The organism is Streptomyces sp. NPDC001530 (assembly GCF_042894545.1).
In the GTDB taxonomy this organism is placed as follows: Bacteria; Actinomycetota; Actinomycetes; order Streptomycetales; family Streptomycetaceae; genus Streptomyces.
Genome location: NZ_JBIAVS010000001.1, coordinates 337,333 through 362,948, shown reverse-complemented (window position 1 = coordinate 362,948; position 25,616 = coordinate 337,333). Strand labels below are relative to the sequence as shown.

Genomic DNA, 25,616 nt, shown 5'->3' with positions numbered 1-25,616 from the left:
CTTGCCGACATGCGATCCGCCGATTCGGCTCATGACGCTGCGGCGGTGTGGGACATCGCCACCCCGTCGCGGCCCGGCCTGCTGCCAGGGGTCAGCATGGCCGGATTCCGCGCTCGTACCACGGAGTTCGTCGACCTGGACGTTGTCCCGTATCCGGCTGTCACGGTGGCCGTCGACTTGGGCGATGAGCTGCTCGCCGTCGACGACATCAGCGGCCGCCGGCAGAACGGCAGTGTCGTCGTCGGACTCGTGCCCAGCGGCGTTCGAGGGCGCGGGCGTGACATCGAGTGCCTGCAGGTACGGCTGTCACCGCTGGTCGCGCACGCGGTGCTGGGCGTCTCTTCGGAGTTGGGCGGGATGGTGGTCTCCCTCGATGACCTTTGGGGCCGCGATGCCGTGCGAACCCAAGAGCAACTGCGCGCTGCCGGGTCATGGGACGACCGGTTCGCGATCGCGGAGGCGGCGCTCGTTCGACGACACGAGGCAGGCCGAGCGATCGAGCCTGAAGTCGCCTTCGTGTGGGGGCAGATGGTGACGAACCGGGGAGGGGTTCGGGTCGAGCGGCTGGCAGCCGAGGTCGGCTGGAGCCGTAAGCGTCTGTGGTCCCGATTCCGAGCCCAGATCGGTCTCAACCCCAAGCGCGCTGCTCAGCTTGTCCGTTTCGACCACGCGGCCCACCGTCTGGCCGCGGGTCACAGCGCCGCACGGGTGGCGGCGGAGATCGGCTACGTCGACCAGTCCCACCTCCATCGGGATGTCATGGCCTTCGCCGGTGTGACGCCCACGGCCGTTGCGGTCGCGCCGTGGCTTGCGGTCGACGACGTCGCGTGGGCCGCCCCCGAATACCTGTCCACAACTTGACCGACGGTCTGCACCCGGTAGGCGTGAGGCCGGTGGTGGTGGGGGCCACGGGGGAACATTTCTCCAAGACGCCCGGCAGTTGAGGTCGTGACACTGCGCGTATGTCAAAGAACAGGGATGACTCCCCACTGCCGCGCCTTCAGCGGCCGCGGTACGGCGTTGACGCTCCAGCGTTCGCGGCGGTACTCGGCGCCGCCGGCACGGCCTGCTGCCTGGCCGCCGGCCGGTGGCGGCCGGGACGGAACGCGATGCTGACTGCGGGGACGGTACTGCTTGCCCACACCGGCATTTACCTGCACACCACACTCCACGGCAAGCTGCGCATCTGGAGGCGGGAGCTGGACCAGGCCGACTTGAAGGGTAACGAGCAGCTGCTGGACCTGGGCTGCGGTCGCGGCGCGGTGCTGATCGAGGCGGCCAGGCGGCTGCCGACGGGACACGCCGTGGGCGTGGACCTGTGGTCCGGAAAGGACCAGAACGGCAACCGGCCCGAAGTCACGCTCGCCAACGCCGCTGCGGCAGGGGTCGCCGACCGGGTGGAAGTACATACGGCCGACATGACCGCGTTGCCGTTCGCGGACGGCTCCTTCGACGTCGTGACGAGCGCGCTGGCGATCCACAACATCCCGTCGCCCGAGGGGCAATACCGCGCGGTGGACGAGGCCATGCGGGTGCTGCGCCCGGGCGGGCAGTTGCTCGTCGCCGACTTCTGGCCCATGGCCAGGAAGTACGCCGCGCACATCGGCCAGGGCACGCTGCGCGGACTCGGCCCCGGGTACTGGTACGGCGGCCCGTGGCTCGGCGTCACACTGCTGCATGCCGTCAAGGGGCGCTGAGCATGTTGCACAACTCCTGAGCTGGGCCTCTCCCCGGCATGGCCGGGGGGGTTAGGGCTGACCGCGTGCGGGCGGGGGCACCTGCGGGCCAGCCAGATCAACGGCTGCAGCCCGTGCGTATCTGCCGGGGTCGAGTCGGCGAAGAAGAAGGGTGAGACCGATGAGCGGCTGCACAACGTGGTCACGTGGCGCGAGACACCCTTCTTCAGCGAGGAGGAGCGGTCAGCGCTCGCGCTGACCGAGGCCGCCACCCGGCTCCAGGACGGCGCCCCGGGCGTGACCGACGAGATCTGGGACGCCGCCGCCGACCACTTCGACGAAAAGCAGCTCTCCGCGATCATCCTGAACATCGCGATGACCAACTTCTTCAACCGGATCAACCGCACGCTCCGGGAGCAGGCCGGCAAGACCTGGTGAGCTGGGCGGGGCGTCACCCGTCCGAGGGCCGCACCCTCCCGAAATCAAGGGATGACGCCCCGCCGGTCGAGACACCGAAATCACGAGCTGGACGACCCTGAAAGGAAGACCGCAGAACTTGCCAGGGGCCGCTCAGTAGTAGGGGAGGGGCAGGCGACAGGTGCGGAGGTCAGTCGCCGGCCGTTTGGTGAGGCGGCGGGTGGTCTCGTCGTGGAAGAGGATGCTGAGGATCTCCCACCTGTTGAAGTGAAGCGCCATGGTGTAGTCGCCGACACGATCTCGGACCCACTTGATGAGAGGGTCGGAGGCTCTTCTTGACTGCTGTCCGACCGCCGCCAGACCGGGTCCCGGGTCCGACCGCCGCCAGACCGGGTCCCGGGTCCGACCGCCGCCAGACCGGGTCCGACCGCTGCCAGATCGCGTCCGACTGCCGCCGGACCGCTGTTCTGCCGCTCAAGGGGTAGACGTCGCCGCGACGTCCACCCCTTGCGTTCTCACGCCCCGCAGGGCCCCGTACTGTCCCGCTCGATCAACCGCGGCACCGGCACCTGCACCGTCCGTGCCGGACCGCCGTCCAGCAGTGCGGTCAGTTCCCGCGCCGCCGTGCGCCCGAACTCCACGGTGTCGCGGGAGAGCGCGGACAGCCACGGCTTGACCATGCGGCACAGCGCGGAGTCCTCCCAGGCCACGACGGACACGTCACCCGGCACGGAGAAGCCCAGCTCCGTCGCGGCGGCGACCCCGGCGACGGCCATCACGTCGTTGTCGTAGACCAGCGCGGTCGGCGGTGTGCCGCTCTCCAGCACCCGGCGGGTGACGGCCGCGGCTTCCGCGTCCGAGTAGTCGGTCGGCACCGAGCGCACCTCGGCCAGACCCCGCCGCTCGGCCTCCGCGCGCAGGGTGCGGATCCGGCGCTCGGTGTGGGCGAGCCCCGGCAGGCCCGCGATGTGCACGATCCGACGGTGGCCGAGCGCGTACAGCTCGTCCACGACCGCGGCCATCGCGCCCGCGTCGTCCGCCCAGACGACGGAGAGCCCGGGATGCCGGGCGTCCGGCGCACCGCCGATGACCACGGCGGGCAGGCCCAGCTCGTCGAGCAGGTCGGGTCGCGGATCGTCGACGCGCGGGTCGACCGCCATCACGCCGTCCACGCGGTGCTCGGCCCACCAGCGCCGGTAGACCGCGCACTCGGCGTCCACGTCCTCGACCACCTGGAAGAGCAGACCGAGATGACGCTCCGCCAGCACTTCCTGGATGCCGGAGATCAGCTGGAGGAAGAACGAGTCCACGCCGAGTGTGTCGGCGGGGCGTGCCACGACCAGACCGACGGTGGCGGCTCCCTCGCCGGACAGCTGGCGGGCCGCCGTACTGGGCCGCCAGCCCAGCTGCTCGGCGACCCGGCGGACCCGGTCGCGGGTGACCTCGGAGACCCCGGGCCGGTCGTTGAGCGCGAAGGAGACCGCGCTCTCGGAGACCCCGGCGCGCCGCGCGATGTCCTTCATCGTCGGCCGGCGCGCGGGAGACCGCTTGGCTGGCACGTTGGCTCCCCATTTCTCCGAGCTGCTTCTCCGAGCCGCGCACTAATGCGCTTGAGTGGTAGAAGCCTAAAGCGCATTAGTCATGGTCCGCAAGTTCCCGCGCATACGGCTTTGACCTGCACTAATGCTGTGCAGATTCATTTAGCTGGAACGAATCCATTGACTTTCCCCGAGCGTGCCGGGCAAGGTCGCTGGCGCCACCACCCGCCGACGCCGCAAGGGAGCCGTGTCACCGTGCCCATACCCCGCAGAGCACTTGTCGCCGCCGCCGTCGCCCTCGTCCTGCCGCTGAGCGCCTGCGGCTCCGGTGACGACGGCGGCGGTTCGACGGACGCCTCCGGCAAGGTCGAGGGTGACATCACCTTCCAGACCTGGAACCTGAGGGCCAACTTCAAGCCGTACTTCGAGGGCGTGATCGCCGACTTCGAGAAGAAGTACCCGGGCACCCATGTGAAGTGGATCGACCAGCCCGCCGAGGGCTACGCCGACAAGATCAGCGCGGACGCGGCGGGCGGCACCCTGCCCGACGTCGTCAACGTCTCGCCGGACCTGGTCGCGCCGCTGGCCAAGGCGGGCCTCGCGCTCGACCTCGACAAGTCCGCCGCGAAGTACAAGAAGGAGTACCTGGACGGCGCCTGGGCCAGCCACCAGATACCGGGCATGACCGGGACGTACGCCTTCCCCTGGTACCTGAACACCGGGCCGCTCTTCTACAACAAGTCGCTCTTCAAGAAGGCCGGACTCGACGCCTCCAAGCCGCCGACGACGTACGACGAACTCTTCGCCGACGCCCTGCAGTTGGCGAAGAAGAGCAAGGGCAAGGTCGCGACGCTCGCCAACGTGCCCACCGTCGAGGACTTCGGCCGCTACGGCGTCGAGCTGATGAACAAGGAGGGCACCGGCTTCGCCTTCAACGATGCCAAGGGGGTCGAACTCCTCACCAAGTACAAGGAGTTGTACGACGCCAAGGCGCTCGACCCGCAGGCGCTGACCGCGACCCCGGAGTCGTCCGGCAAGAAGTTCCTCACCGAGGCCGTCGCCATGAACCCGGGCAGTGCCCTGGACCTGGGCAACTTCAAGAAGCAGGCGCCGAACCTGTACAAGGACATCGGCATCACGGACCAGATCACCAGCACCGGCAAGGTGAACATGTACGTGATGGGCGTGATGGTCAACTCGCGCACCAAGCACACGCCGGCCGCGGTCGCCTTCGCGCACTACGTCACCGACGCGCAGAACCAGATGTCGTTCGCCAAGAAGGTCGCGATCTTCCCGAGCACCGCCGGATCGCTCGACGACCCGTACTTCACCAAGGAGGACGGGACGGACGAGACGCGGGTGCGGATCGCCGCCGCCAAGTCCCTGAAGAACGCGGTGAATTACACACCGGTCCTGTTCAGCGAGCAGATGAAGACCGCGCTGCGCAACGAGGTCGCCAAGGCGCTCCAGGGCAAGGAGAGCCCCAAGGAAGCTCTTGACAACGCTGTCAAGGCCTGCGACCGGCTGCTCCAGCAGCAGGGCTGAACCACTATGGCGAGTTCTTCCGGCATCTCTGAGGGAGCCCGACGCGGGGCGCGGACGGCGCGCCCCGTTTCGCGGGTCCGGCGCCAACTGCCCACCAGTCCCTGGCTGTTCGCCGCCCCAGGGCTCCTGGTCGTAGGCGTCTTCATCCTCTATCCCTTCGTCTCCACGCTGGTCAACGCCTTCACCGACCGCCGGACCCTGATCCCCGGCAGGTTCGTGGGCCTGGCCAACTTCCGGGAGCTGCTGCACGACGAGATGTTCTGGATCGGGCTGCGCAACAGCGCGCTGTACGTCGTCGGGGTCGTCCCCGCGCTCGTGCTGCTGCCGCTGCTGCTCGCCCTGCTGGTCCAGAAGAACATCCCCGGCATCACCTTCTTCCGGTCGGCCTTCTATACCCCGGTCGTCGCGTCGATCGTCGTGGTCGGCCTGATCTGGGTGTGGCTGCTGGACGAACGCGGCCTGGTGAACGCGCTGTTGGAGGCGATCGGCGTCGGCAGGGTCGGCTTCCTCAGCGACCAGTGGCTGCTCCTGCTGAGCGCCATGGCCGTCACGGTCTGGAGAGGGCTCGGCTACTACATGATCATTTACCTGGCCGCGCTCGCCAACGTGCCGCGCGAGCTGCACGAGGCCGCGCAGGTGGACGGCGCGGGCGCGATACGTCGCTTCTTCACGGTGACCGTGCCCGCCGTCCGTTCCACGATGGTGCTGGTCGGCGCGCTCTCCTCGGTCTCCGCCTTCAAGGTGTTCTCCGAGGTCTACCTGATGGCGGGCCCGGACGGCGGTCCGGCGGGGGAGGACACCACCCTCGTGATGCTCGTCCAGCGCACGGGCACCGGGCTGACCGGCCGAGTCGGCTACGCCTCCGCCATCTCGGTCGTGGTCTTCCTCGTCACCGTCGTCCTGATGCTGCTGGTGCTGCGTGCCGACCGGAAGGAGGAGGCGTGAGCGTCATCGAGAAGGTACGACCGGTGGAGCGCCGGGAGGCGGCACCCGAACCCCGTCGGCGTCTCACCGACGAGCACGGCCGCCGCATCCGAGTGTGGGAACTCGCCCTGCGCTACCTGCTGTTGCTCGCCGTCCTCGCACTCACCGTCGGCCCGTTCCTGTGGCAGCTGTCGACCTCCCTCAAGGGACCGCACGAGGACATCTTCAGCTCGCCGCCCACGTTCCTGCCCGGCGACCCGACGCTCCACAATTACCAGCGCGTCGCCGACACCATCCCCGTCTGGGACTACGCCGTCAACTCGCTCAAGGTCGCGGCCGCCAACGTCGTGACGAACTGCGTCGGTGCGGCGCTCGCGGGGTATGCGCTCGCCCGTCTGAAGTACCGCGGCCGGCGCGTCGCCACCCTCGTCTTCATCCTGGCGATGCTCGTCCCCGCGGAGAGCATCATCATCGCCCAGTTCACGACCATGCGGGAACTCGGCCTCAACAACACGCTCATCGGGGTCGTCCTGCCCGCCTGCGTCAGCGCGATGAACGTACTGCTGATGCGCAACGCCTTCCTCAACCTGCCCTACGAGATCGAGGAGGCCGCCTTCGTCGACGGGGCGAACGCCTGGCAGCGGTTCCTGCGGATCGCGCTGCCGTCGGTGAAGGGCACGCTCGCCGTGGTCGCGATCTTCGCGTTCATGGGCGCCTGGGACGACTTCCTGTGGCCGCTGATCGTGCTGAGCGACCCGTCGAAGTTCACCCTGACCATCGGACTCAACTATCTGCACGGCACCTTCGCCAACGACGAACGGCTCGTCGCCGCGGGCACGATCATCGCCGTGGCACCGCTGATCGCTCTCTTCGCCTGTCTCCAGCGGTACTTCTTCCGCGGCGTGGGCGAGGGCGCCGTGAAGGGCTGAACTCCCGCCATCCCGATTCGCTTCGCAAGGACCCCCGCATGCCTGCTGCCGTGCGCTTCGGCGTCAACTACACCCCGAGCCAGGGCTGGTTCCACCACTGGCTCGACTTCGACCTCGACGCGGTACGCGCCGATCTCGACTCGATCGCCGCGCTCGGCCTGGACCACATCCGGGTCTTCCCGCTGTGGCCCTACTTCCAGCCCAACCGCACACTGATCCGCCCGCGCGCCGTCGAACAGCTCGTCGCGCTCGCCGACGCGGCCGCTGAACGCGGGCTCGACATCAACGTGGACGGACTGCAAGGACACTTGTCGAGCTTCGACTTCCTGCCCGCGTGGACGCAGACCTGGCACCGGCGGAACATCTTCACCGATCCGGAGGTGGTCGAGGGGGAGGCCGCGTACCTGCGCACCCTGGCCGCCGCGCTCGCCGACCGGCCGAACTTCATCGGCATGACCATCGGCAACGAGGTCAACCAGTTCGCGGCCGGACCGCACCCCGACCCGGACCGCATCACACCCGAGCAGGCGGAGGCATGGCTTCGGCGCCTGCTCGCCGCCTGCGCGCAGGGCGCCCCGGGCAAGCTGCATCTGCACGCCTCCTACGACGCCGCCTGGTACCAGGACGACCAGCCGTTCACGCCTGAGCACGCGGCCCGGCTCGGCGCGGTCACCGCCGTGCACTCGTGGGTGTTCAACGGGACGGCGCAGCGGCACGGCCGGACGGGCGTCGCCACCGAGCACCACGCCGTGTACCTCATCGAGCTGTCCAAGGCCTGGGCGGACGACCCGCGCCGCCCGGTCTGGCTGCAGGAGGTCGGCGCGCCCGCCCCGCTGATCCCCGCCGAGCACGCGGCCGCCTTCACCGAGGCGACCGTCGCGAACGCCCTCGACTGCCCCGACGTATGGGGCGTGACCTGGTGGTGCTCGCACGACGTCAGCCGCGACCTCGCCGATTTCCCCGAACTTGAGTACAGCCTGGGCCTGTTGACCAGTGACCGGCGGACCAAGCCCGCAGGGGAGGCGATCGCCCGGATCGCCCAGCAGGGCCGGCCGGTCGCACCCGCCGCGCGCACCACCGCACTGGTCGTCGACACTGCACCCGGCCGTTCCGTCTGTGCACCCGGCGGCCCGGTCTTCGAGGCCTTCGCCCGGCTGACCGCCGACGGAGCCCGTCCCACCGCCGTCCTCGCGAGCCGCGCCGACGACACGGAACACCTCGCGGTCCGGGGCATCACCGAGGTCGTCACCCCTGATCAGGTCATCCAGTGACCGCAGGCACCACCGAAAGCACCGTAGTCCGTCCCCCAACGATACGGAGCACACAGTGAACCTCAGCAGACGCACCGTCCTGCTCGCCGGAGCGGGAGTGGCCGCGGGACTCGTCCCCGGCCTGTCGGGTACGGCGGCCGCGGCGCCCCGCGACCTCCGGCCGTACGCCTCCTACTGGTACCCCGACTCACTGCCCTCGGGCAGCCCCGGCAGCGGCATCACCTGGCGCAGCCTCAAGGCCTGGCGCGCCGACAGCGACACGGACCTGGCGTTCAACGCGGCGTCCGTGCCGCTCGCCGCGCGCTTCACGCCGACGCCCGCGAACACGACGGCCCGCTCCGGCCAGGCGCGCATCCAGTCCCTGGTCTCCTTCGGCCCCACGTCGAGCAATCCCTCGCAGGGCGCGGCCACCGCCGACTACTACGCCCTCACCCACTGGGCGTACGTCGACGAACTCGTCTTCTGGGGCGGCTCGTCCGGGGAGGGCCTGATCCTCGCGCCGAACGCGCCGATCGTGGACGCGGCCCACCGGCACGGCGTGTCCGTCCTCGGCAATGTCTTCCTGCCGCCCGTCGCCTACGGCGGCCAGCTCCAGTGGACCCGCGACCTCGTCCAGAAGGACGCCACCGGGCACTACCCGCTCGCCGCGCAACTGGTCGCCGTCGCCGCCGCGTACGGCTTCGACGGCTGGTTCGTCAACGCCGAGACCGGCGGCGGCAACACCGCGCTCGCCACCGACATGCTGGGCTTCCTCAAGGAGCTGAAGGCCCTCGGGTCGGCGAAGGGGCAGCGCGTCACCTGGTACGACTCGATGACCACGAGCGGTTCGGTGAGCTGGCAGGGGGCGCTGAACAACCAGAACAAGGCGTTCTTCCAGGCCGCCGACTCCATGTTCATCGACTTCCGCTGGTCCCAGAGCAGTCTGGCGTCCTCGGGAGCGACGGCCCAGCAACTCGGGCGCAACCGCTACGAGTTGTGGGCGGGCGTCGACGTCGAGGCCAACGGCACCAGTACGTCCGTGAACTGGGACGCGATCGTGCCGACCAACAGGGCGCACATCACCTCCATCGGCTTCTACCGGCCCGAATGGACCCGCAACCACCTGCCCGCCAGCCGCACACCCGGCGACTTCCACGCCGCCGACGACAGGTTCTGGACCGGCTCCTCCCTCGACCCCGCCAAGCCCGACACCACGGCCAGTTGGCGCGCCCCCGCCGTCTCCGTCGCCGACCGCTCGACGGTCACCTCCATGCCCTTCGCGACCGTCTTCAACACGGGCCACGGACTGAAGTGGCACGAGAACGGCGAGGTCACCTCGGACGCCGCATGGAACCATCTCGGTCTCCAGGACCGACTGCCGTCCCGCCGCTGGGTCGTGCGAACCAGCGGCGGGCGCCCCGCCGTCACCTTCGACTTCGCCGACGCCTGGCGCGGCGGCAGCAGTCTCCTGGTCGACGGCGCCCTCGACGCACCCGCCACGCTGGACCTGTACGCGACACGGCTGCCGCTCGGCTCGGACACGGTGGTCGAGCTGACGCACCGTGTGGACTCCGGAGCGGTGCGGGTCGAGCTCGCCGTCGCCACCGCCGAGCCGGGCACGGCGGGTGGGGTGCCCCCGTACACGTACTTCCCCCTGAGCGCGAGCGGCGGCTGGGAGACCTCGACCGTGCGGCTCACCGGCCTGTCGGGGACCGTGCGCGCGCTCGGCGTCCGGCTGACCGGCACCGGCGGGCCCGTGCGCTGGCGCCTTGGCGGGCTCGCCGTCCGGGACGCGGTGGTGAACCCCGCCGCGCCCACCGACCTGCGCGTCACCGACGCCGACGGAGGCAACCTGCGCTTCGCCTGGCAGGCCGCGCCCGGCCCCGTACGCCACTACGAGCTGTACCGGACGTTCCCCGACGGCACACGCCGCTTCCTCGGCGGCACCTGCCAGCGCGCGTTCTACGTCGGCTCTCTCGCCCCCGAGCAGGGTGAGTCGGCCGCGCGGTTCGAACTGCGCGCGGTGGGGGAGCTGTTCAGCGTCTCGACGCCCGCCACGACCACCCACACCTGGTAGCCCGCACCCTCACCCCACGGAGCACTCTCATGCATGACGACCGCACCCTGGTCGAAGCCCGCCTCAAGCGCGTCCTTGACGAGCGCATACGCCCCGCCGTGTACCCCGAGTCCCTACCGCTGGACGTGGCGGTGTGGCACGCGCCCGGCGAGCCGGTACCGGTCGCCGAAGGGCTCGCGGCCGTACCGGAGCCGATCGAGGTGGGCGCGCGCTGGGGTGCTCCATGGGGCACCAGCTGGTTCCGCGTCACCGGGACCGTCCCGCAGGCGTGGGCCGGAAAGACCGTCGAAGCCCTGCTGGACCTCGGCTTCGACGAGAACATGCCGGGCTTCCAGTGCGAGGGTCTCGTCTACCGCCCGGACGGCACTCCGGTGAAGGGCCTCAACCCGCGCAACCAGTGGGTGCGGATCGGCGCCCCGGTCGAGGGCGGCGAGGAGGTCCGGCTGCACATCGAGGCCGCCTCCAACCCGGTCATCCTCGACTACCACCCCTTCCTGCCCACGCAGTTGGGCGACAAGGAGACGGCGGGCAGCGAGCCGCAGTACCGGCTGGAACGCATGGATCTCGCGGTCTTCGACGAGACCGTGTGGCAGCTCGTCATCGACCTGGAGGTCCTCGGCGAGCTGATGGCCGAGCTGCCGGTGGAGTCCGCGCGGCGCTGGGACATCCTGCGGGCCGTGGAGCGGGCGCTGGACGCGGTGGACCTTCAGGACGTGGGAGGCACTGCGGCCGCGGCACGCGCGCGCCTGTCGGACGTCCTGTCCGTGCCCGCCGTCCCCTCCGCGCATCGCATCAGCGCCGTCGGGCACGCGCACATCGACTCGGCGTGGCTGTGGCCGCTGCGCGAGACCGTCCGCAAGGTGGCGCGCACGACCTCGAACATGACCGCACTCCTCGAGGACGAGCCCGACTTCGTCTTCGCCATGTCGCAGGCCCAGCAGTGGGCCTGGGTGAAGGAGCACCGGCCCGAGGTGTGGGCGCGGGTGAAGAAGGCGGTGGCCGACGGGCGGTTCGTGCCCGCCGGTGGCATGTGGGTCGAGTCGGACACCAACATGCCCGGCTCGGAGGCGATGGCCCGTCAGTTCGTGCATGGCAAGCGGTTCTTCCTCGACGAGTTCGGCATCGAGAACGACGAGGCCTGGCTGCCCGACACCTTCGGCTTCGCCGCCGGACTGCCCCAGATCATCAAGGCGGCGGGCTCCAAGTGGCTGCTCACGCAGAAGATCTCGTGGTCGCAGACCAACAAGTTCCCGCACCACACCTTCCAGTGGGAGGGCATCGACGGCACCCGGATCTTCACGCACTTCCCGCCCGTCGACACCTACAACTGCTCCATGAAGGGCAGCGAAATCGCCCACGCCGCGAGCAACTTCAAGGACAAGGGCGTCGCCCGGCACTCCCTCGCCCCCACCGGCTGGGGCGACGGAGGCGGCGGCACCACCCGCGAGATGGTCGCCAAGGCGGCCAGGCTCCGCGACCTCGAAGGCTCCGCCACCGTGGTGTGGGAGACCCCCGAGAAGTTCTTCGAGAAGGCGGCGGCCGAATACCCCAACGCCCCCGTGTGGGTGGGCGAGTTGTATCTGGAACTGCACCGCGCCACCCTCACCAGCCAGGCGAAGACCAAGCAGGGCAACCGCCGCAGCGAACACCTCCTGCGCGAGGCCGAACTGTGGGCGGCGACCGCGGCCGTACGGACCGGATTCCCTTACCCGTACGAGGAGTTGGACCGTATCTGGAAGACGGTGCTGCTCCACCAGTTCCACGACATCCTGCCTGGTTCGTCCATCGCCTGGGTGCACCGGGAAGCGCGCAAGACGTACGAGCGGGTCGCCGAGGAGCTGGGCGGCATCATCGACGCGGCCCAGCGCGCGCTGGCGGGTGAGGGATCGACGGCGCTGGTGTTCAACTCGGCGCCGCACACCCGGGACGGCGTCCCGGCGGGCGGCGCCGGTGCACCCCACGTCGAGGGCGAGGCCGCGCTCGCCCCGCGCGTGAACGGCGGCTACATCCTCGACAACGGCCTGCTGCGCATCGAGATCGACGGGCGAGGGCTCGTCGTCTCCGCGTACGACCTCGTCGCCGACCGCGAGACGATCGCGCCCGGACAGGCCGCCAACCTGCTGCAGATCCACCCCGACTTCCCGAACATGTGGGACGCCTGGGACGTCGACGAGTTCTACCGCAACACGGTCACCGACCTCGTCGACGCGGACGAGGTCGTGCCTGGTGAGGACGGCGTGTCGGTCCGGATCGTACGGTCCTTCGGCGCGTCGCGGGTCACCCAGCTGCTGTCGCTCGCGCCGGGCCGGCGGCGGCTCGGCATCGACACCGAGGTCGACTGGCACGAGACCGAGAAGTTCCTCAAGCTCGCCTTCCCGCTCGACGTGCACGCCGAACGGTACGCCTCCGAGACCCAGTTCGGGCACTTCCACCGGCCGACGCACACCAACACGTCATGGGAGGCCGCCAAGTTCGAGGCGTGCAACCACCGGTTCGTGCACCTCGAGGAACCGGGGTGGGGCGTCGCCCTGGTCAACGACTCGACGTACGGGCACGACGTCACCCGGACCGTCCGTGCCAGCGACTCCGGTACGACCACCACCGTGCGGGTCTCGCTGCTGCGCGCCCCGCGCTTCCCCGACCCCGAGACCGACCAGGGCGTCCACCGCTTCCGGCACGCCCTGGTGCCGGGCGCGGCGATCGGCGACGCGGTGCGCGAGGGGTGGCGGATCAATCTGCCGGAGCGCCGGGTGACCGGTTCCCGGGAGGTCGCGCCACTGGTGAGCGTCGACCAGGACGCGGTCGTCGTGACCGCGCTCAAGCTGGCCGACGACGGCAGCGGTGACGTGGTCATCCGCTTCCACGAGTCCCGCGGCGGCCGGACACGGGCCACGCTCAGGGCGGGCTTCGAGGTGGCCGGGGTGACGGTGACGGACCTGCTGGAGCGGCCGCTGCCGGATGCCGCGCAGCCCGAGCGGAGCCAGGACCGGATCACACTCTCGCTGCGGCCGTTCGAGCTGGTGACGCTCCGGCTCGAGCGAGGCTGAAGCCTTCACGCCCCGGGCCGTCCGGGCTCTTCCCGGGCGGCCCGGCGTGGCGGCCCGGGAAGGCCTCCGTCGCGAGGACGAGGCCCCGGCTGCCTCGTCCGCGCGACGGAGCGGAAACGTCGTCATGAGTGCTGACGGCGGCGGCTCCGGGCGAAGCGAGGCTGGACGGGTGCCCTGGGCCCCGGTCCAGGCGCGCTCCCCCCGAAGCATCACATCGACATGAGCGGAGCACTCCCGCGTGGCCACATTCCTCTACAAGCTGGGTCGGTCGAGTTTCAGACATCGACTCCTCGTCGTCCTGTCCTGGGTGACGCTGTTCGTGCTCGCCGGACTCGGTGTGGCCACCGCCACCCCTCCGGAGCCGAGTTCCTTCTCCATGCCCGGCACCGAGGCCCAGCGGGCCTTCGACCTGTTGGACGAGCGCTTCCCCGGCCCCGCCCCGGACAGCGCCTCCGCCCGCCTTGTCTTCCAGGCGCCGGAGGGACGCAAGCTCACCGGTCCCGCCGCCCGGACGGTGATCGAGAAAGCAGCCGTTGAGCTGCGGCAGGGTTCCACGCAGGTCGCCTCGGTGGCCGACCCGTTCCGTGCCCATACGGTCAGCAGGGACGGTACGACCGCCTATGCGACCGTCACCTACAAGACCGGCGTGGCGTCGCTCACGGAACGGACCAAGGACTCCCTGCGGCACACGGCACAGTCCGCACGGCACAGCGGGATGGCCGTCGAGGTCGGGGGCAGCGTCCTGCAGCCGAAGGAGGAGCAGGGCTCGGAGACCATCGGTCTCGTCATCGCGGCGTTCGTGCTGCTCATCACCTTCGGATCACTGGTGGCCGCCGGTCTCCCGCTGATCACCGCCATCTTCGGCGTGGGCGTCGGCGTGTCCACCATCGGGGCGCTCGCCCACACCCTCGACCTCGGCGACACGACGCCCACGCTGGCGATGATGCTGGGACTCGCGGTGGGCATCGACTACGCGCTGTTCATCGTCACCCGATACCGGGCGGAACTCGCCGAGGGCCATGACCGTGAGGAAGCCGCGGGCCGTGCGCTCGGCACCGCCGGTTCCGCGGTGGTGTTCGCCGGCCTCACCGTCATGATCGCCCTGGCCGGCCTCTCGGTGGCCGGCATACCGGTCCTGACCAAGATGGGGCTCGCCGCCGCGGGTACGGTCGCGCTGGCCGTGCTGGTCGCGCTCACCCTCCTGCCCGCCCTGCTCGGTCTCGCGGGCAAGCGCATCGTCGGTCGCAGGGAACGCAAGGGCCGACCGAAGAAGCGCGGGTCCAGGCCCACCGCGGGCGCCCGCTGGGCGGCTCTCGTCCTTCGGCGTCCCCTCCCGGTGCTGGTGGCGGGGGTGGTGGGCCTGGGGGCCCTGGCGATACCGGCCGCCTCCCTGGAACTGGGCCTGTCCGACGAGGGCTCCCTGTCCGCCGACACCACCCAGCGCAAGGCGTACGACATGCTCTCCGTCGGCTTCGGGCCGGGCCACAACGGACCGTTGGTCCTCGTCGTCGACGCGAAGGACGGCGGCGACGTCCGGAGCGCGGCCCAACGGACGGTCGCGGCGGTGCACCGGGTGGCGGGCGTGGCCGCCGTCGGCCCCGCGGCCTTCAACAAGTCGGGCGACACGGCCACGATCACCGTGGTGCCGTCGTCCGGTCCGGGCAGCAAGCAGACCGAGGAACTCGTCGGAAAGATCCGCGACACGAGCGCGGACATCAAGTCCGCGACCGGCGACCGGGTGTTGGTGACCGGGCAGACCGGCATGAAGGTCGCTTTCTCGAAGAAGATGAGCGACGCCCTGTTGCCCTATCTGGCCCTGGTCGTGGGCCTCGCCTTTCTCCTGCTGATGGTGGTCTTCCGCTCGGTGCTCGTCCCGCTCAAGGCGGCCCTCGGCTTTCTGCTCTCCGTGGGCGCGGCCCTCGGCGCCGTCGTCGCCGTCTTCCAGTGGGGTTGGGCCGCAGACCTGTTCGGCGTCGACCAGCCCGGCCCCGTCATGAGCACCGTGCCGATCTTCATGGTCGGGATCGTCTTCGGCCTGGCCATGGACTACGAGGTCTTCCTCGTGACACGGATTCGCGAGGCGTACGTCCGTGGGGAGACCCCCGACGGCGCAGTCGTCGCCGGATTCCGGCACGGAGCCCGTGTGGTCGCCGCAGCAGCGGCCATCATGACGGCCGTGTTCGGCGGCTTCCTCGGAGCCGGCGAACAGTCGGTGAAGCTGATCGGATTCGGCCTTGCCATCGCCGTCGTCCTCGACGCCTTCGTCGTCCGCATGGCGATCGTGCCCGCCGTGCACGCGCTGCTCGGGCGCACGGCTTGGTGGCTGCCGCAGTGGCTGGGGCGACTGCTGCCCGACGTCGACGTCGAGGGTGAGAAGCTGCGCAGGAAACTGGAGGGCCGACGCTCCGAGACGGCGCGGCCGGAGGCTGAACTCGTGCGCGGCTGACGGTCTAGCCCGTCGGGGTGTGGCCCGGCCGGTCCGCGCGGACCAGCCGGGCCCACGGGCTGCGGACCCGGGGGAGGCGGGTGTCGTATGGCCGCATGTGTGGGGGGTCCGTCCGGTACGGAGGGCCGTCAGGTGCAGCAGCCATGACAGGCTCGCTGCGGCGGAGGGAACCGGCCGTGCGCCGGCCCCTTCGGTTGCCGGGTATTGCTCCAGGGACAAGGATCCAGGTATGGACGCCGTGCCGTCTCATCAGGTCGTGATGGTGGTCTTCGACGGTGTGCAGATCCTCGACGTGACCGGCCCGCTGGAGGTGTACGCCGCGGCCAACGAGTACGGGGGCAACTACCGGATCGCGACGGCCTCCGTGGACGGCAAGCCGGTGACGGCCACCGCGGGCGTGCGTCTGGTACCCGACCTGGCGCTCAAGGACGTCGACTTTCCCGTCGACACCCTGATGGTGCCGGGCCGCCCGGACTGGTGGGCGGCGGTCTCGGACACGCCGCTCATCGAGTGCATCTCCCACCTCGCGTCCCGCTCCGGCACCGTGGCCGCCGTCTGCGCGGGCGCGTTCCCGCTCGCCGCCACGGGCCTGCTGGACGGGCGCCGGGCCGCCACGCACTGGCGGTTCGTGGCCGACCTGGCCGCGCGTTACCGCGGTATCGACGTCGACAGCGACGCCATCTTCGTGCGCGACGGGCGCTTCATCACGTCGGCCGGGATCACCGCGGGCATCGATCTGACCCTCTCGCTCGTCGAGGCCGACCTGGGCGCGGACGTCGCGCGGGCGGCGGCCAAGCAGCTGGTCGTCTTCATGGCCCGCCCCGGCGGACAGTCCCAGTTCTCGGTGCGGCAGAGCGCCAAGTACGGGACGGACTCCGTACTGCGACAGGTACTGGACGACGTCACGGCCGATCCGCGCGCGGACCACACCCTCTCGACGATGGCCCGGCGGGCCGGCGTCAGCGAGCGCCACCTCACCCGTCTGTTCCGGGCGCAGACCGGAATGACCGCCGCACAGTTCGTGGAACGCATCCGGCTGGAGGCTGCCCAGGCGCTCCTCGAGAGCGGCAGTGACCCGCTCGACTCCGTGGCGCGGGCCAGTGGCTTCGGCTCGGTGGAGACCATGCGGCGGACCTTCCGCCGTCTTCTCGGGGTCACCCCCGGGGCGTACCGCGACCGGTTCCGCTCCACGCGGCAGGTCGGCGCCTGACCGGTCCGGACACCGGCGGCGCGCAGCAGGGCGCCCGGACGGACGTCTGCCTCCGGTCCCGTGACGGGCCGGAGGCAGACGTGCCGCGGTGCCGGCGTACGGCGGGTTCGCGAATCACGTACGGCGGGTTCGCGGATCACTCGGGCCAGTCGGAGCCGAGGATGACGTCGACGAAGTCCTCCCGCTCGTATCCGGGCAGGTACCGCTGCAGTACGTCGGCCTTGACGTTGCCGAACGTCGTCCGCGGACGGTGGGCGGTGCCGGCGGTGAACTCCTCGAGGATCCGCCGCTTGAAGTCGGGCCGTGGATGAAGGGCGACGACCTCGCCGAGAGCCCGTTCTCCGATCTCTCCGAGGCCGATGCCGAGCACGTCGGCCTCTACTCCGGCGGTGACGAGCGCGATCTCGGGCGCCATGTGCCACGGGATCTCGGGGGTGGTGTGCAGCGCGATGCCCTGCCACACCAACTGGGCCTCGTCGGGGCTGATGCCGTGCTCCAGGAGGAAGCGGCGGGCCTCGTCCGCACCGTCGATCTCGAAGCGCTGGTCGTCGCGGCGGTAGCGCTCGGTCAGCCCGAGGTCGTGGAAGAGCGCGCCGACGTAGAGGAGTTCGGGCTGTGCGTGGATCCCGCGGGACAGGCCGCGCAGGGACCCCCAGAGGAAGACGCGCCAGGAGTGGTGGAAGACGGTGGGGGAGGCGGCTTCCCGGACGAGCTCGGTGGCCTCGCGGGCGAGTCGGCTGTCGGGCACGGGGATGCCGGCGATCTTGGACTGGGCCGTGGTCATGAGTTTCTCCTGTGAGGGATCGGGACGAGAGGGATCTGAGGGCGGGAGCGTCAGGGACGGGGTGCCGCGCCACGAGAGGTCGCGGATTCCCGAAGGGGCGAACGGCTCCGTGAGTCAGGCGGTGCCAGTCGCCCCGGTGCGCTCAGACCGTGACGGGCGTTGCGGGCGTGCTCGTCGTGGCGGCGGGGCGCGCGGTGAATCGGGTGTGGACGTCCACCGAGTCACCGAGCATGCGCTGAACGGGGCAGCGCTCGGCGATGTCCGCCAGCCGGTCGATCTGCTCCGCATCCAGATCGCCCGTGATCTCCACGTCCTTGACGATCTGTTCGTGTGAGCCGACTCTTCGCTCCGTGCGGGCGCTCACCTCGATGCCGGTGAGCTCCCAGCCCTTGCGTTCCGCGTACATGCGCACGGTCATCGAGGTGCACGCCCCGAGGCCGGCCAGAAGCAGCTCGACCGGCGTGGGTCCGGTGTCGGTGCTGAAGGGGACGGGCTCGTCGGAGAGCAGGCGGTGCGGGCCGATGTCGATCGCACGGGCCAGGCGGCCGTTCTCCCGGACGCGGACGGTTCTTGCGGACATGGTGCTTCCTCCTCGCGGAGGTTCGAGTGGCTAGTTCTGCTCGACGGCCGCGGGTGACACGACGGGCGTGGCCGGTTGAGCGGCGGGTGCGGGCGCGGTCGCGGTGGCCGACGGGGCTGTGGAGCGCTCGCGCTGGGTGAGCGCGACGGCGGCGGAGAGGGCCAGCAGGACGACGGACAGCCACAGGCCCTTGGCGATACCGCCCTCGGAGTCGGACAGGATTCCGGAGATCAGGGGTCCCACTGCCTGACCGACGCTGAAGGCGACCGTCAGCCAGGCGATCCCGGAGGTCCAGGCGTGCTGCGGCAGCATCCGTCGGGCCAGCACGGTGATCGAGGTCGGACCGGCCATGAAGGCGGAGCCGAAGACCACCGCCGAGACCATCGCTGCGGCCGTCGCATCGGACAGCAGGACCGGGAGGACACCGACCAGGACCACCGCCGAGACGAGCGCCGGAGCCCTGCCACCGCGGAGCCTGCCGATGATCCGACCCCAGACCAGCAGGGTGGCCAGCGCGCTGGAAGCGCCCAGGACGATGAAGAATCCGGCGGTGCTCCACGTGCCCAGACCCTGTTCACGCAGCAGCGCGATGACGAAGGTCATGTATGAGACGTAGCCCGCGCCGAAGAGCACGTACCAGACGAACGAGGGCGCCAGCGCGCGCAGTCCGGACCCGCCCTGTGCGGCGGCGGCCGGCGGGGCCGGCGGCACGGCCTGGGCGGCCCGGGCCGCGGGCCCGGCGGCGAGCAGCGCCAGCAGTCCCATCAGCAGCCAGCCCGCCTGCCATCCGGACGCGCCCCACGCGGTGAGGGCGGCCGGTACGACGAGGCCCGAGAGGACCACGCCGATGCCGACCCCGGCCATGTAGACGCCCACCAGGGCCGCCGAACGCTGCTGGCGGCCACCGGTGTGCACGCGCGAGGCCAGGGCCGAGCCGACGACGAAGGTGACCGCGGTGGACAGGCCGCCGACGAAACGCAGCACCGACAGGGCGGTGAAGTCGCTGGTGAGCCCGGAGGCGAGCAGCGCCAGGGCACTGATGACGATGCCCACGACGAAGCTGCGGCCGGCGCCGAGGCGTCTCGACCACCAGGCCGCGCTGGCCGCTCCGATGATGTAGCCCAGCGCGTTGGCGGTGTTCAGCCCGCCCGCGGCCGCGTACGACCAGTCCAGTTCGGTCCGCATGGAGGGCAGGAGCAGCGCGTAGGCGAAGCGCGTGAACCCCAGCGCCACGACCGGCCCGGCGGCCAGCCCCAGCGCGACCATGTACTCCGAACGCGGGCGGGCGGTGCCCGCACCCAACGTGTTCATCGTGTCTTCCTCGCGAACTCGAATGATCGACGGCGCCGCCGTGCGGCGGACCCGGTCCGTGCCCCGGTGGGCCGGACACCCGAATCAACCCGGTGCACGTCCCCCGCCATGACCGTCCTGCGGGACATGCCGCCCTCGTATCGGGACATCGCGTCGGCCGGGCCGCCGCGCCGGGCTCGCTCCATGCCCTCCGCGTGCCGGATCCCCGGGATCCGACGAGTCCGCATCCGCGTCGTCGCCCGGGGCGGGTGTCCGGAAGCGAGGGCCGTCTGTCCCCGTCCGGGGCCTGTTCCCAGCGCGTGTCCGTGGTCTTTGGACAGCGAGACTCACCTTGCGACACAGGAGCCGGCCACCGTGACCACATCCACCCGAAGTGTTGGGCCCCCGTCCGGGCCGTCGACCAGGGCCGCGCGGCGTCCGGCGGTGCTGTGGGCGGCGGAGTTCGCCGCGACCGCGCTGATGCTGCTGGCCATGACGCTCCTCTTCCGCCACCTCTTCCACCCCGGAGCGTGGCTGCACGCCCGCCTCGCCTCCGGCGACCGCCGCCTGCTGGCGGACGCCCTGGTCAGTGGCGCCGTGGTGGCGGCGCTCGTGGCCTCGCCCCTCGGCCGTGTCAGCGGCGCCCACATGAACCCGGCGGTCACCGTCGCCCTGTGGGCCGCGCGGCACCTGCCGGGCCGTCAGGTGCCGCTCTACCTGTCGGCGCAACTCGTCGGATCCGCGACCGGCACCGGCGTGGGCCGATTCCTGGCCGGGCCGGCGGTGGCCCATCCGGACGTGAACTACGCGCTGTTGAAGCCCGTCGGCGAGGTGCCGGGCGCGGTGGTCGCGATCGGGGAGGCGATCGCCACCGGCATCCTGCTGGTCGTGGTCGTACGGCAGGCGCGTGATCCGGCGCTGGGCGGGGCGGCGCCGGTGACGGTCGGAGGGCTGCTCGCCGCGCTGATCGCCTGCACCGCGCACGGCACGGGCGGAAGCCTCAACCCGGCCCAGCAGTTCGGGCCCTGGCTCCTGGCCGGGGCGCCCGGTTCACTGTGGCCGTACGTGGTCGGCCCGTTGGCCGCCGCCCTGGTGATCGGCGCTGCGGCCGCCGCCCTGACAGGTCCCGCCGACCGTGACCGGTTCCGGTGGTGAGAACTGCTCGTCGCCGTCGCGCGCAGGCCCCGCTGGCGGAGCTCTCGTCCGCGCTCACCCAGGTCCCGATGTGTGGGTGGCGTGTCCCTGTGGGTGCTGTCGCCCGCCGTGGTGGGGGCGTGAACTGGCAGACGGATCAGGTGATCACGGCTTGAGCTGGGTCCGCAGCCACTGTTCCACCTCGCCCACGTGCGCGGCCGCCGCCGCTCTCGCCGCCTCCGGATCGTGCGCCACCAGCGCCCGGTGGATCGCCGCGTGCTCGCGCCGGGTGCGCTCGAAGGCGCCCTCCTCCTGGTAGCCGCGCCAGACGCGGGCGCGGAAGGTGCGCGAGGAGAGGCCCTCCAGGATGGCCGCCATCGTCTCGTTGCCGGCGGCGGCCGCGATCTCGCGGTGGAAGGCCAGATCGTGCGCGAGGATCTCCTCCGGATCGTCCGTCGCGTTCATCGCCGTCAGGTGCTTCTCCACCTCGGCGAGCTGGTCGGGTGTGATCCGCGCGGCGGCCAGCGCGGTCGCCGTCGACTCCAGGATCCGGCGTAGTTCCAGCAGCTCGACCAGTCGCCGGCCGCGCGAGAGATCGGCCACGACACCGAAGGTCTCCAGCAGGTCGCCGGCTTCCAGCTGGGTGACGTAGATGCCCGATCCGTGCCGCGCCTCCAGCACACCGAGGACCGTGAGCGCACGGATCGCCTCGCGCATCGAACTGCGCGAGATGCCCAGCTGGGCGGCGAGATCACGTTCGGTCGGCAGCCGCTGCCCCGGCTCCAGTCGGCCCTCGCGGATCATCGCCTTGATCCGCTCGATGGCGCGCTGCGTCACGGTGCCCTTCTGCGGGGCCGGCTCGTCCACGCCATTTCCTCCTGTTGTCGGGTGCGCCGCAGTCTAACGACCGGAGTGGTCGGACCACTATGGCCTGAGAGTGGGAAAAATTGGCGTCGAAGGGTGTTGTCAGGGGGAAGTGGTCTGATAAATATTCGTCCCGGTCGGTAGAGGGACCTCCGGCCGCGCATTCCTGCTCGATCATGCTCAGTCTCGATCACGCTCAATGAGGAGCCGTCAGATGGCCGGCAGAACAGTGCGGAACAGGCGACAGGACAGGCGCAGCTCATCGCGGGCGGTGCGTGCGGCGGCTGCGGCCGCCTGCGCGGCCCTGGTGCTCGCGGCATGCGGCAGTACCAAGGACACCGGCTCCTCGGGCAGCGGGGGAGGCGGCGGCACCGGCAAGGTCGGGGTGATCCTGCCCCTGCTGACCTCGCCGTTCTGGCAGTCGTACAACGACTACGTCCCGAAGATGGCGAAGTCGCAGGGCATGGACGCGCTCAAGACCGTCAACTCCAACAGCGACCCGTCGCAGCAGATCACCGACATCAACAACCAGCTCAACCAAGGCGTGAAGGGCCTCGTCGTGGCCCCCTTGGACAGCGCCGCCATCGCCGCGGGGCTCGACCAGGCCGAGCGCAAGGGCGTGCCGGTGGTCGCCGTCGACGTGGCGCCCGACAAGGGCAAGGTCGCCATGGTCGTCCGCGCCAACAACGTCGCGTACGGCGAGAAGGCCTGCGAGTACCTCGGCAAGCAGATCCCCTCCGGCAAGGTCGTGCAGATCATGGGCGACCTCGCGTCCGTCAACGGCCGGGACCGCTCGGAGGCGTTCCGGGCCTGCGTGAAGAAGAACTACCCGAAGCTGAAGGTCCTGGAGATCCCCGCCAAGTGGGAGTCCGACACCGCGGCCTCCAAGCTGGACACCCTTCTGAACGCCAACCCCGACATCAAGGGCATCTACATGCAGGCGGGGGGCGTCTACCTCGCGCCCACCCTCCAGACCCTCAAGTCCAAGAACATGCTCAAGACGGTGGGCCAGAAGGGCCACATCGCCATCGTCTCGAACGACGGCATCCCGCAGGAGTTCGACGCGATCCGCAAGGGCCAGATCGACGCCACCGTCTCGCAGCCGGCTGACGCCTACGCCCAGTACGGCATGTACTACATCAAGGCCGCGATGCTGGGGAAGACGTTCAAGCCCGGCCCGACCGACCACGACTCCGAGATCGTCAAGCTGCCCAGCGGCATCCTGGAGGACCAGCTGCCCGCGCCGCTGGTGACCAAGGACAACGTGGACGACCCGAAGCTGTGGGGCAACACGGTCAAATGAGCACCCCACGTGTGAGCCCCCCACTTGAGAGCCCCTCACCCGCGGTCCCTCCGCTGGTCGAGGCACGCGGGATAGCGAAGCGGTACGGCCCGACCGTCGCCCTCCAGGACGGTCGACTCACCGTCCTGCCGGGCGAGTCCCACGCCCTCGTCGGCCGCAACGGCGCGGGCAAGTCCACCCTCGTCACCATCCTCACCGGTCTCCAGGCCCCCGACGAGGGCACGGTCCGCTTCGACGGCGAGCCCGCGCCCCCGCTCGCGGACCGCGACGCCTGGCGCCGCAAGGTCGCCTGCGTGTACCAAAAACCCACGGTCGTACCGGAGTTGACGGTCGCCGAGAACCTCTTCATCAACCGGCAGCCGCTCCAGCGGGGTTTCATCAACTGGCGCAGACTGAGGAGTGAGGCCGCCGAACTCCTCGACACCTGGGACGTCCACGTCGACCCCGAGGCCCGCACCGCCGACCTCAAGGTCGAGGACCGCCAAATGGTCGAGATCGCCCGGGCGTTGAGCTTCGGTGCCCGGTTCATCGTCCTCGACGAACCGACCGCCCAGCTCGACAACCGCGAGATCGAGCGGCTGTTCAGCCGTATGCGCGCACTCCAGGACTCCGGCGTCACCTTCCTGTTCATCTCGCACCACCTCCAGGAGGTGTACGAGGTGTGCCAGACGGTCACGGTTCTGCGCGACGCCCGCTGGATCACCACCGCGCCGGTCGCCGAACTCCCCCGCCCGGCACTGGTGGAGGCCATGGCGGGCGAGTCGATCGCCGAACTCGCGCCCACGCACACGTCCGTGACCGCGGACGCGCCGGTGCTGCTCGACGTCAAGGGGCTGACCTCGGGCGCGTACGACGGCATCGACCTCACCGTCCGTCGCGGCGAGGTCGTCGGCCTCGCCGGATCCAGCGGCAGCGGCAAGATCGAGCTGGCCGAGTCGTTCGCCGGACTGCACACGCCGACCGGCGGAACCGCTCGACTCGACGGCGAGCGGCTCCCGTTCGGTGACGTACAGGCCGCGCTCAAAGCGGGCGTCGGCTGTGTCCCGCGCGACCGGCACGACCAGGGGCTGGTCTCCGGGATGAGCATCGGCGACAACGCGACCATGAGCGTCCTGAACCGTCTCGGCCGCCACGGCTTCATCGGCACGGACCGCAAACGCGGCTTCGCCACCGAGCTGATCGAGCGCCTCGACATCCACACCGAGGGCCCCGAGCAGCCGGTCTCCGACCTGTCCGGCGGCAACGCGCAGAAGGTCGTCATGGCCCGCGCCCTCGCCTCCGACCCCCGCCTCCTCGTCCTGATCAACCCCACCGCGGGCGTCGACGTGAAGTCCAAGGAGTCCCTGCTGTCCCGCATGGACAGTGCGCGGGAGGACGGCACCGCCGTGCTCGTCGTCTCCGACGAACTCGACGACCTGCGCCGCTGCGACCGCGTCCTCGTCCTGTTCCACGGCCGCGTCGTCGCCGAGCACCCGGCGGGCTGGCACGACCACGAGCTGATCGCCTCCATCGAAGGAGTGGACCATGGCTGACACGAAGGCCCCGTCGGCCTCGACACCCACCTCCGTGCGAGCCCCCGACCCCCATGCCGCCAAGGCCGTGCTGCTCCGCCGGGCCCGTGAACTCGCCCTCGTACCGGCCCTGTTGGTGCTCATGGTGCTCGGCGCGATCGTCAACGACTCGTTCCTCACCGAACGGAACCTGATCTCCATCCTGGGCGCCTCGGCGGCACTCGCGATGGTGGTCCTCGCCGAGTCGCTGGTGCTGATCACCGGCAAGATCGATCTGTCGCTGGAGTCGGTGGTCGGCATCGCGCCCGCCGTCGGCGCCCTGCTGGTACTGCCCGTCGCGCAGTCCGGCTGGGGCACGGAATGGCCCGCCGCGCTCGCCCTCCTCGCGATCCTGGTCGTGGGCGCGGTCATCGGCGCCTTCAACGGCATCCTCGTGGTGAAGTTCAAGCTCAACGCCTTCATCGTCACGCTCGCGATGCTGATCGTCCTGCGCGGGCTGCTGGTCGGCGCCACCAAGGGCAAGACGCTGTTCGGCATGCCCGACGCGTTCTTCTCGCTGGCCACCACCACCTTCCTGCGCGTCCCGCTGTCGGTCTGGCTGGCCGCGGTCGCCTTCGGCGTCGCCGGGCTGATCCTCAAGTACCACCGGATCGGCCGCGCCCTCTACGCGATCGGCGGCAACGCGGAAGCGGCCCGCGCCGCCGGTATCCGCGTCGACCGGGTGGTGCTCGGGGTGTCCGTCGTCGCGGGCGTCCTCGCCTCGGTCGGCGGGATCATGCAGACCGGCTACGTCGGCGCGATCAGCGCCAACCAGGGCAACAACATGATCTTCACGGTGATGGCGGCGGCGGTCATCGGCGGCATCAGCCTCGACGGCGGCAAGGGCACCATGTTCGGCGCCCTGACCGGCGTACTCCTCCTCGGCGTGGTGCAGAACCTGCTCACGCTCGCCCAGGTGCCGTCCTTCTGGATCCAGGCCATCTACGGCGGAATCATCCTGGTCGCCCTGATGATCGCCCGTGTGACCACCGGCCGCGCCCAGGACTGACCTCGCTCGATTTCGAACGCAACTGTCCCGGACCGAAAGGCCT

The 25,616-nt window shown here is 70.5% G+C and carries 19 protein-coding genes and 1 pseudogene; 15 read left to right on the top strand and 5 right to left on the bottom strand.

Going from position 1 to position 25,616, the window contains the following annotated elements:
• Positions 1-9: 9 nt before the first annotated feature.
• The 3 genes and pseudogenes from ACFY0T_RS01690 to ACFY0T_RS01680 all read left to right on the top strand — a co-directional run.
• Positions 10-861, top strand: coding sequence for a helix-turn-helix domain-containing protein (locus tag ACFY0T_RS01690; protein ID WP_388863770.1), 852 nt, complete (start codon positions 10-12; stop codon positions 859-861).
• Positions 862-962: 101 nt separating this feature from the next.
• Complete coding sequence (locus ACFY0T_RS01685) at positions 963-1,697, top strand: class I SAM-dependent methyltransferase (protein ID WP_388863768.1); 735 nt, start codon at positions 963-965, stop codon at positions 1,695-1,697.
• A 78-nt stretch (positions 1,698-1,775) separates the two neighbouring features.
• Positions 1,776-2,114, top strand: a pseudogene (locus ACFY0T_RS01680) (carboxymuconolactone decarboxylase family protein); the annotation flags it as partial.
• 494 nt (positions 2,115-2,608) lie between these two features.
• On the opposite strand, the gene ACFY0T_RS01675 reads toward ACFY0T_RS01680, so the two are convergent.
• Positions 2,609-3,652 carry a LacI family DNA-binding transcriptional regulator gene (locus ACFY0T_RS01675; protein WP_388863766.1) on the bottom strand — a complete coding sequence of 348 codons (1,044 nt, stop codon included), beginning with the start codon at positions 3,650-3,652 and terminating at the stop codon, positions 2,609-2,611.
• A 234-nt stretch (positions 3,653-3,886) separates the two neighbouring features.
• Between ACFY0T_RS01675 and ACFY0T_RS01670 the strand changes: the two genes are divergently transcribed.
• From ACFY0T_RS01670 to ACFY0T_RS01635, 8 genes are all read left to right on the top strand, one after another.
• Entirely contained in the window at positions 3,887-5,176 is a 1,290-nt protein-coding gene (locus ACFY0T_RS01670; protein WP_388863764.1) for an ABC transporter substrate-binding protein, read from the top strand.
• A 6-nt stretch (positions 5,177-5,182) separates the two neighbouring features.
• Positions 5,183-6,121 (top strand): carbohydrate ABC transporter permease, encoded by a 939-nt coding sequence (locus tag ACFY0T_RS01665; protein ID WP_388863762.1) that lies wholly within the window; start codon positions 5,183-5,185, stop codon positions 6,119-6,121.
• Entirely contained in the window at positions 6,118-7,029 is a 912-nt protein-coding gene (locus ACFY0T_RS01660) for a carbohydrate ABC transporter permease (RefSeq protein ID WP_388863760.1), read from the top strand. The genes ACFY0T_RS01665 and ACFY0T_RS01660 overlap by 4 nt, the downstream gene beginning before the upstream one ends.
• A gap of 38 nt (positions 7,030-7,067) precedes the next feature.
• A complete protein-coding gene (locus ACFY0T_RS01655) occupies positions 7,068-8,300 on the top strand; it encodes a glycosyl hydrolase (RefSeq protein WP_388863758.1) in 1,233 nt (410 codons plus the stop codon).
• A gap of 55 nt (positions 8,301-8,355) precedes the next feature.
• Complete coding sequence (locus tag ACFY0T_RS01650) at positions 8,356-10,356, top strand: endo-beta-N-acetylglucosaminidase (RefSeq protein ID WP_388863756.1); 2,001 nt, start codon at positions 8,356-8,358, stop codon at positions 10,354-10,356.
• Between the two features lie 29 nt (positions 10,357-10,385).
• The gene (locus ACFY0T_RS01645) at positions 10,386-13,403 is read left to right on the top strand and encodes an alpha-mannosidase (RefSeq protein WP_388863754.1); all 3,018 of its coding nucleotides are present in this window, start codon (positions 10,386-10,388) and stop codon (positions 13,401-13,403) included.
• 238 nt (positions 13,404-13,641) lie between these two features.
• Positions 13,642-15,849: an MMPL family transporter gene (locus ACFY0T_RS01640; protein WP_388863752.1), complete on the top strand. Its 2,208-nt coding sequence runs from the start codon at positions 13,642-13,644 to the stop codon at positions 15,847-15,849.
• A 229-nt stretch (positions 15,850-16,078) separates the two neighbouring features.
• A complete protein-coding gene (locus ACFY0T_RS01635) occupies positions 16,079-17,059 on the top strand; it encodes a GlxA family transcriptional regulator (protein ID WP_388863750.1) in 981 nt (326 codons plus the stop codon).
• Positions 17,060-17,195: 136 nt separating this feature from the next.
• Here ACFY0T_RS01635 and ACFY0T_RS01630 read toward each other — a convergent pair whose 3' ends face one another.
• From ACFY0T_RS01630 to ACFY0T_RS01620, 3 genes are all read right to left on the bottom strand, one after another.
• Positions 17,196-17,843 (bottom strand): HD domain-containing protein, encoded by a 648-nt coding sequence (locus tag ACFY0T_RS01630; RefSeq protein ID WP_388863748.1) that lies wholly within the window; start codon positions 17,841-17,843, stop codon positions 17,196-17,198.
• Positions 17,844-17,985: 142 nt separating this feature from the next.
• Entirely contained in the window at positions 17,986-18,423 is a 438-nt protein-coding gene (locus ACFY0T_RS01625) for an OsmC family protein (RefSeq protein ID WP_388863746.1), read from the bottom strand.
• Positions 18,424-18,453: 30 nt separating this feature from the next.
• A complete protein-coding gene (locus ACFY0T_RS01620) occupies positions 18,454-19,734 on the bottom strand; it encodes a YbfB/YjiJ family MFS transporter (protein ID WP_388863744.1) in 1,281 nt (426 codons plus the stop codon).
• A 354-nt stretch (positions 19,735-20,088) separates the two neighbouring features.
• On the opposite strand from ACFY0T_RS01620, the gene ACFY0T_RS01615 reads away from it, so the two are divergent.
• A complete protein-coding gene (locus ACFY0T_RS01615) occupies positions 20,089-20,868 on the top strand; it encodes an MIP/aquaporin family protein (protein ID WP_388863742.1) in 780 nt (259 codons plus the stop codon).
• A 144-nt stretch (positions 20,869-21,012) separates the two neighbouring features.
• Here the strand turns inward: ACFY0T_RS01615 and ACFY0T_RS01610 are convergent, their stop codons facing one another.
• A complete protein-coding gene (locus ACFY0T_RS01610; protein ID WP_388863740.1) occupies positions 21,013-21,714 on the bottom strand; it encodes a FadR/GntR family transcriptional regulator in 702 nt (233 codons plus the stop codon).
• Positions 21,715-21,925: 211 nt separating this feature from the next.
• On the opposite strand from ACFY0T_RS01610, the gene ACFY0T_RS01605 reads away from it, so the two are divergent.
• The 3 genes from ACFY0T_RS01605 to ACFY0T_RS01595 are packed head-to-tail and all read left to right on the top strand — an operon-like array spanning position 21,926 to position 25,573.
• The gene (locus tag ACFY0T_RS01605; protein WP_388863738.1) at positions 21,926-23,014 is read left to right on the top strand and encodes a sugar ABC transporter substrate-binding protein; all 1,089 of its coding nucleotides are present in this window, start codon (positions 21,926-21,928) and stop codon (positions 23,012-23,014) included.
• Positions 23,011-24,546: a sugar ABC transporter ATP-binding protein gene (locus ACFY0T_RS01600; RefSeq protein ID WP_388863736.1), complete on the top strand. Its 1,536-nt coding sequence runs from the start codon at positions 23,011-23,013 to the stop codon at positions 24,544-24,546. The genes ACFY0T_RS01605 and ACFY0T_RS01600 overlap by 4 nt, the downstream gene beginning before the upstream one ends.
• Positions 24,539-25,573, top strand: a complete 1,035-nt coding sequence (locus tag ACFY0T_RS01595) for an ABC transporter permease (RefSeq protein WP_388863734.1) — start codon at positions 24,539-24,541, stop codon at positions 25,571-25,573. The genes ACFY0T_RS01600 and ACFY0T_RS01595 overlap by 8 nt, the downstream gene beginning before the upstream one ends.
• Positions 25,574-25,616 lie beyond the last annotated feature (43 nt).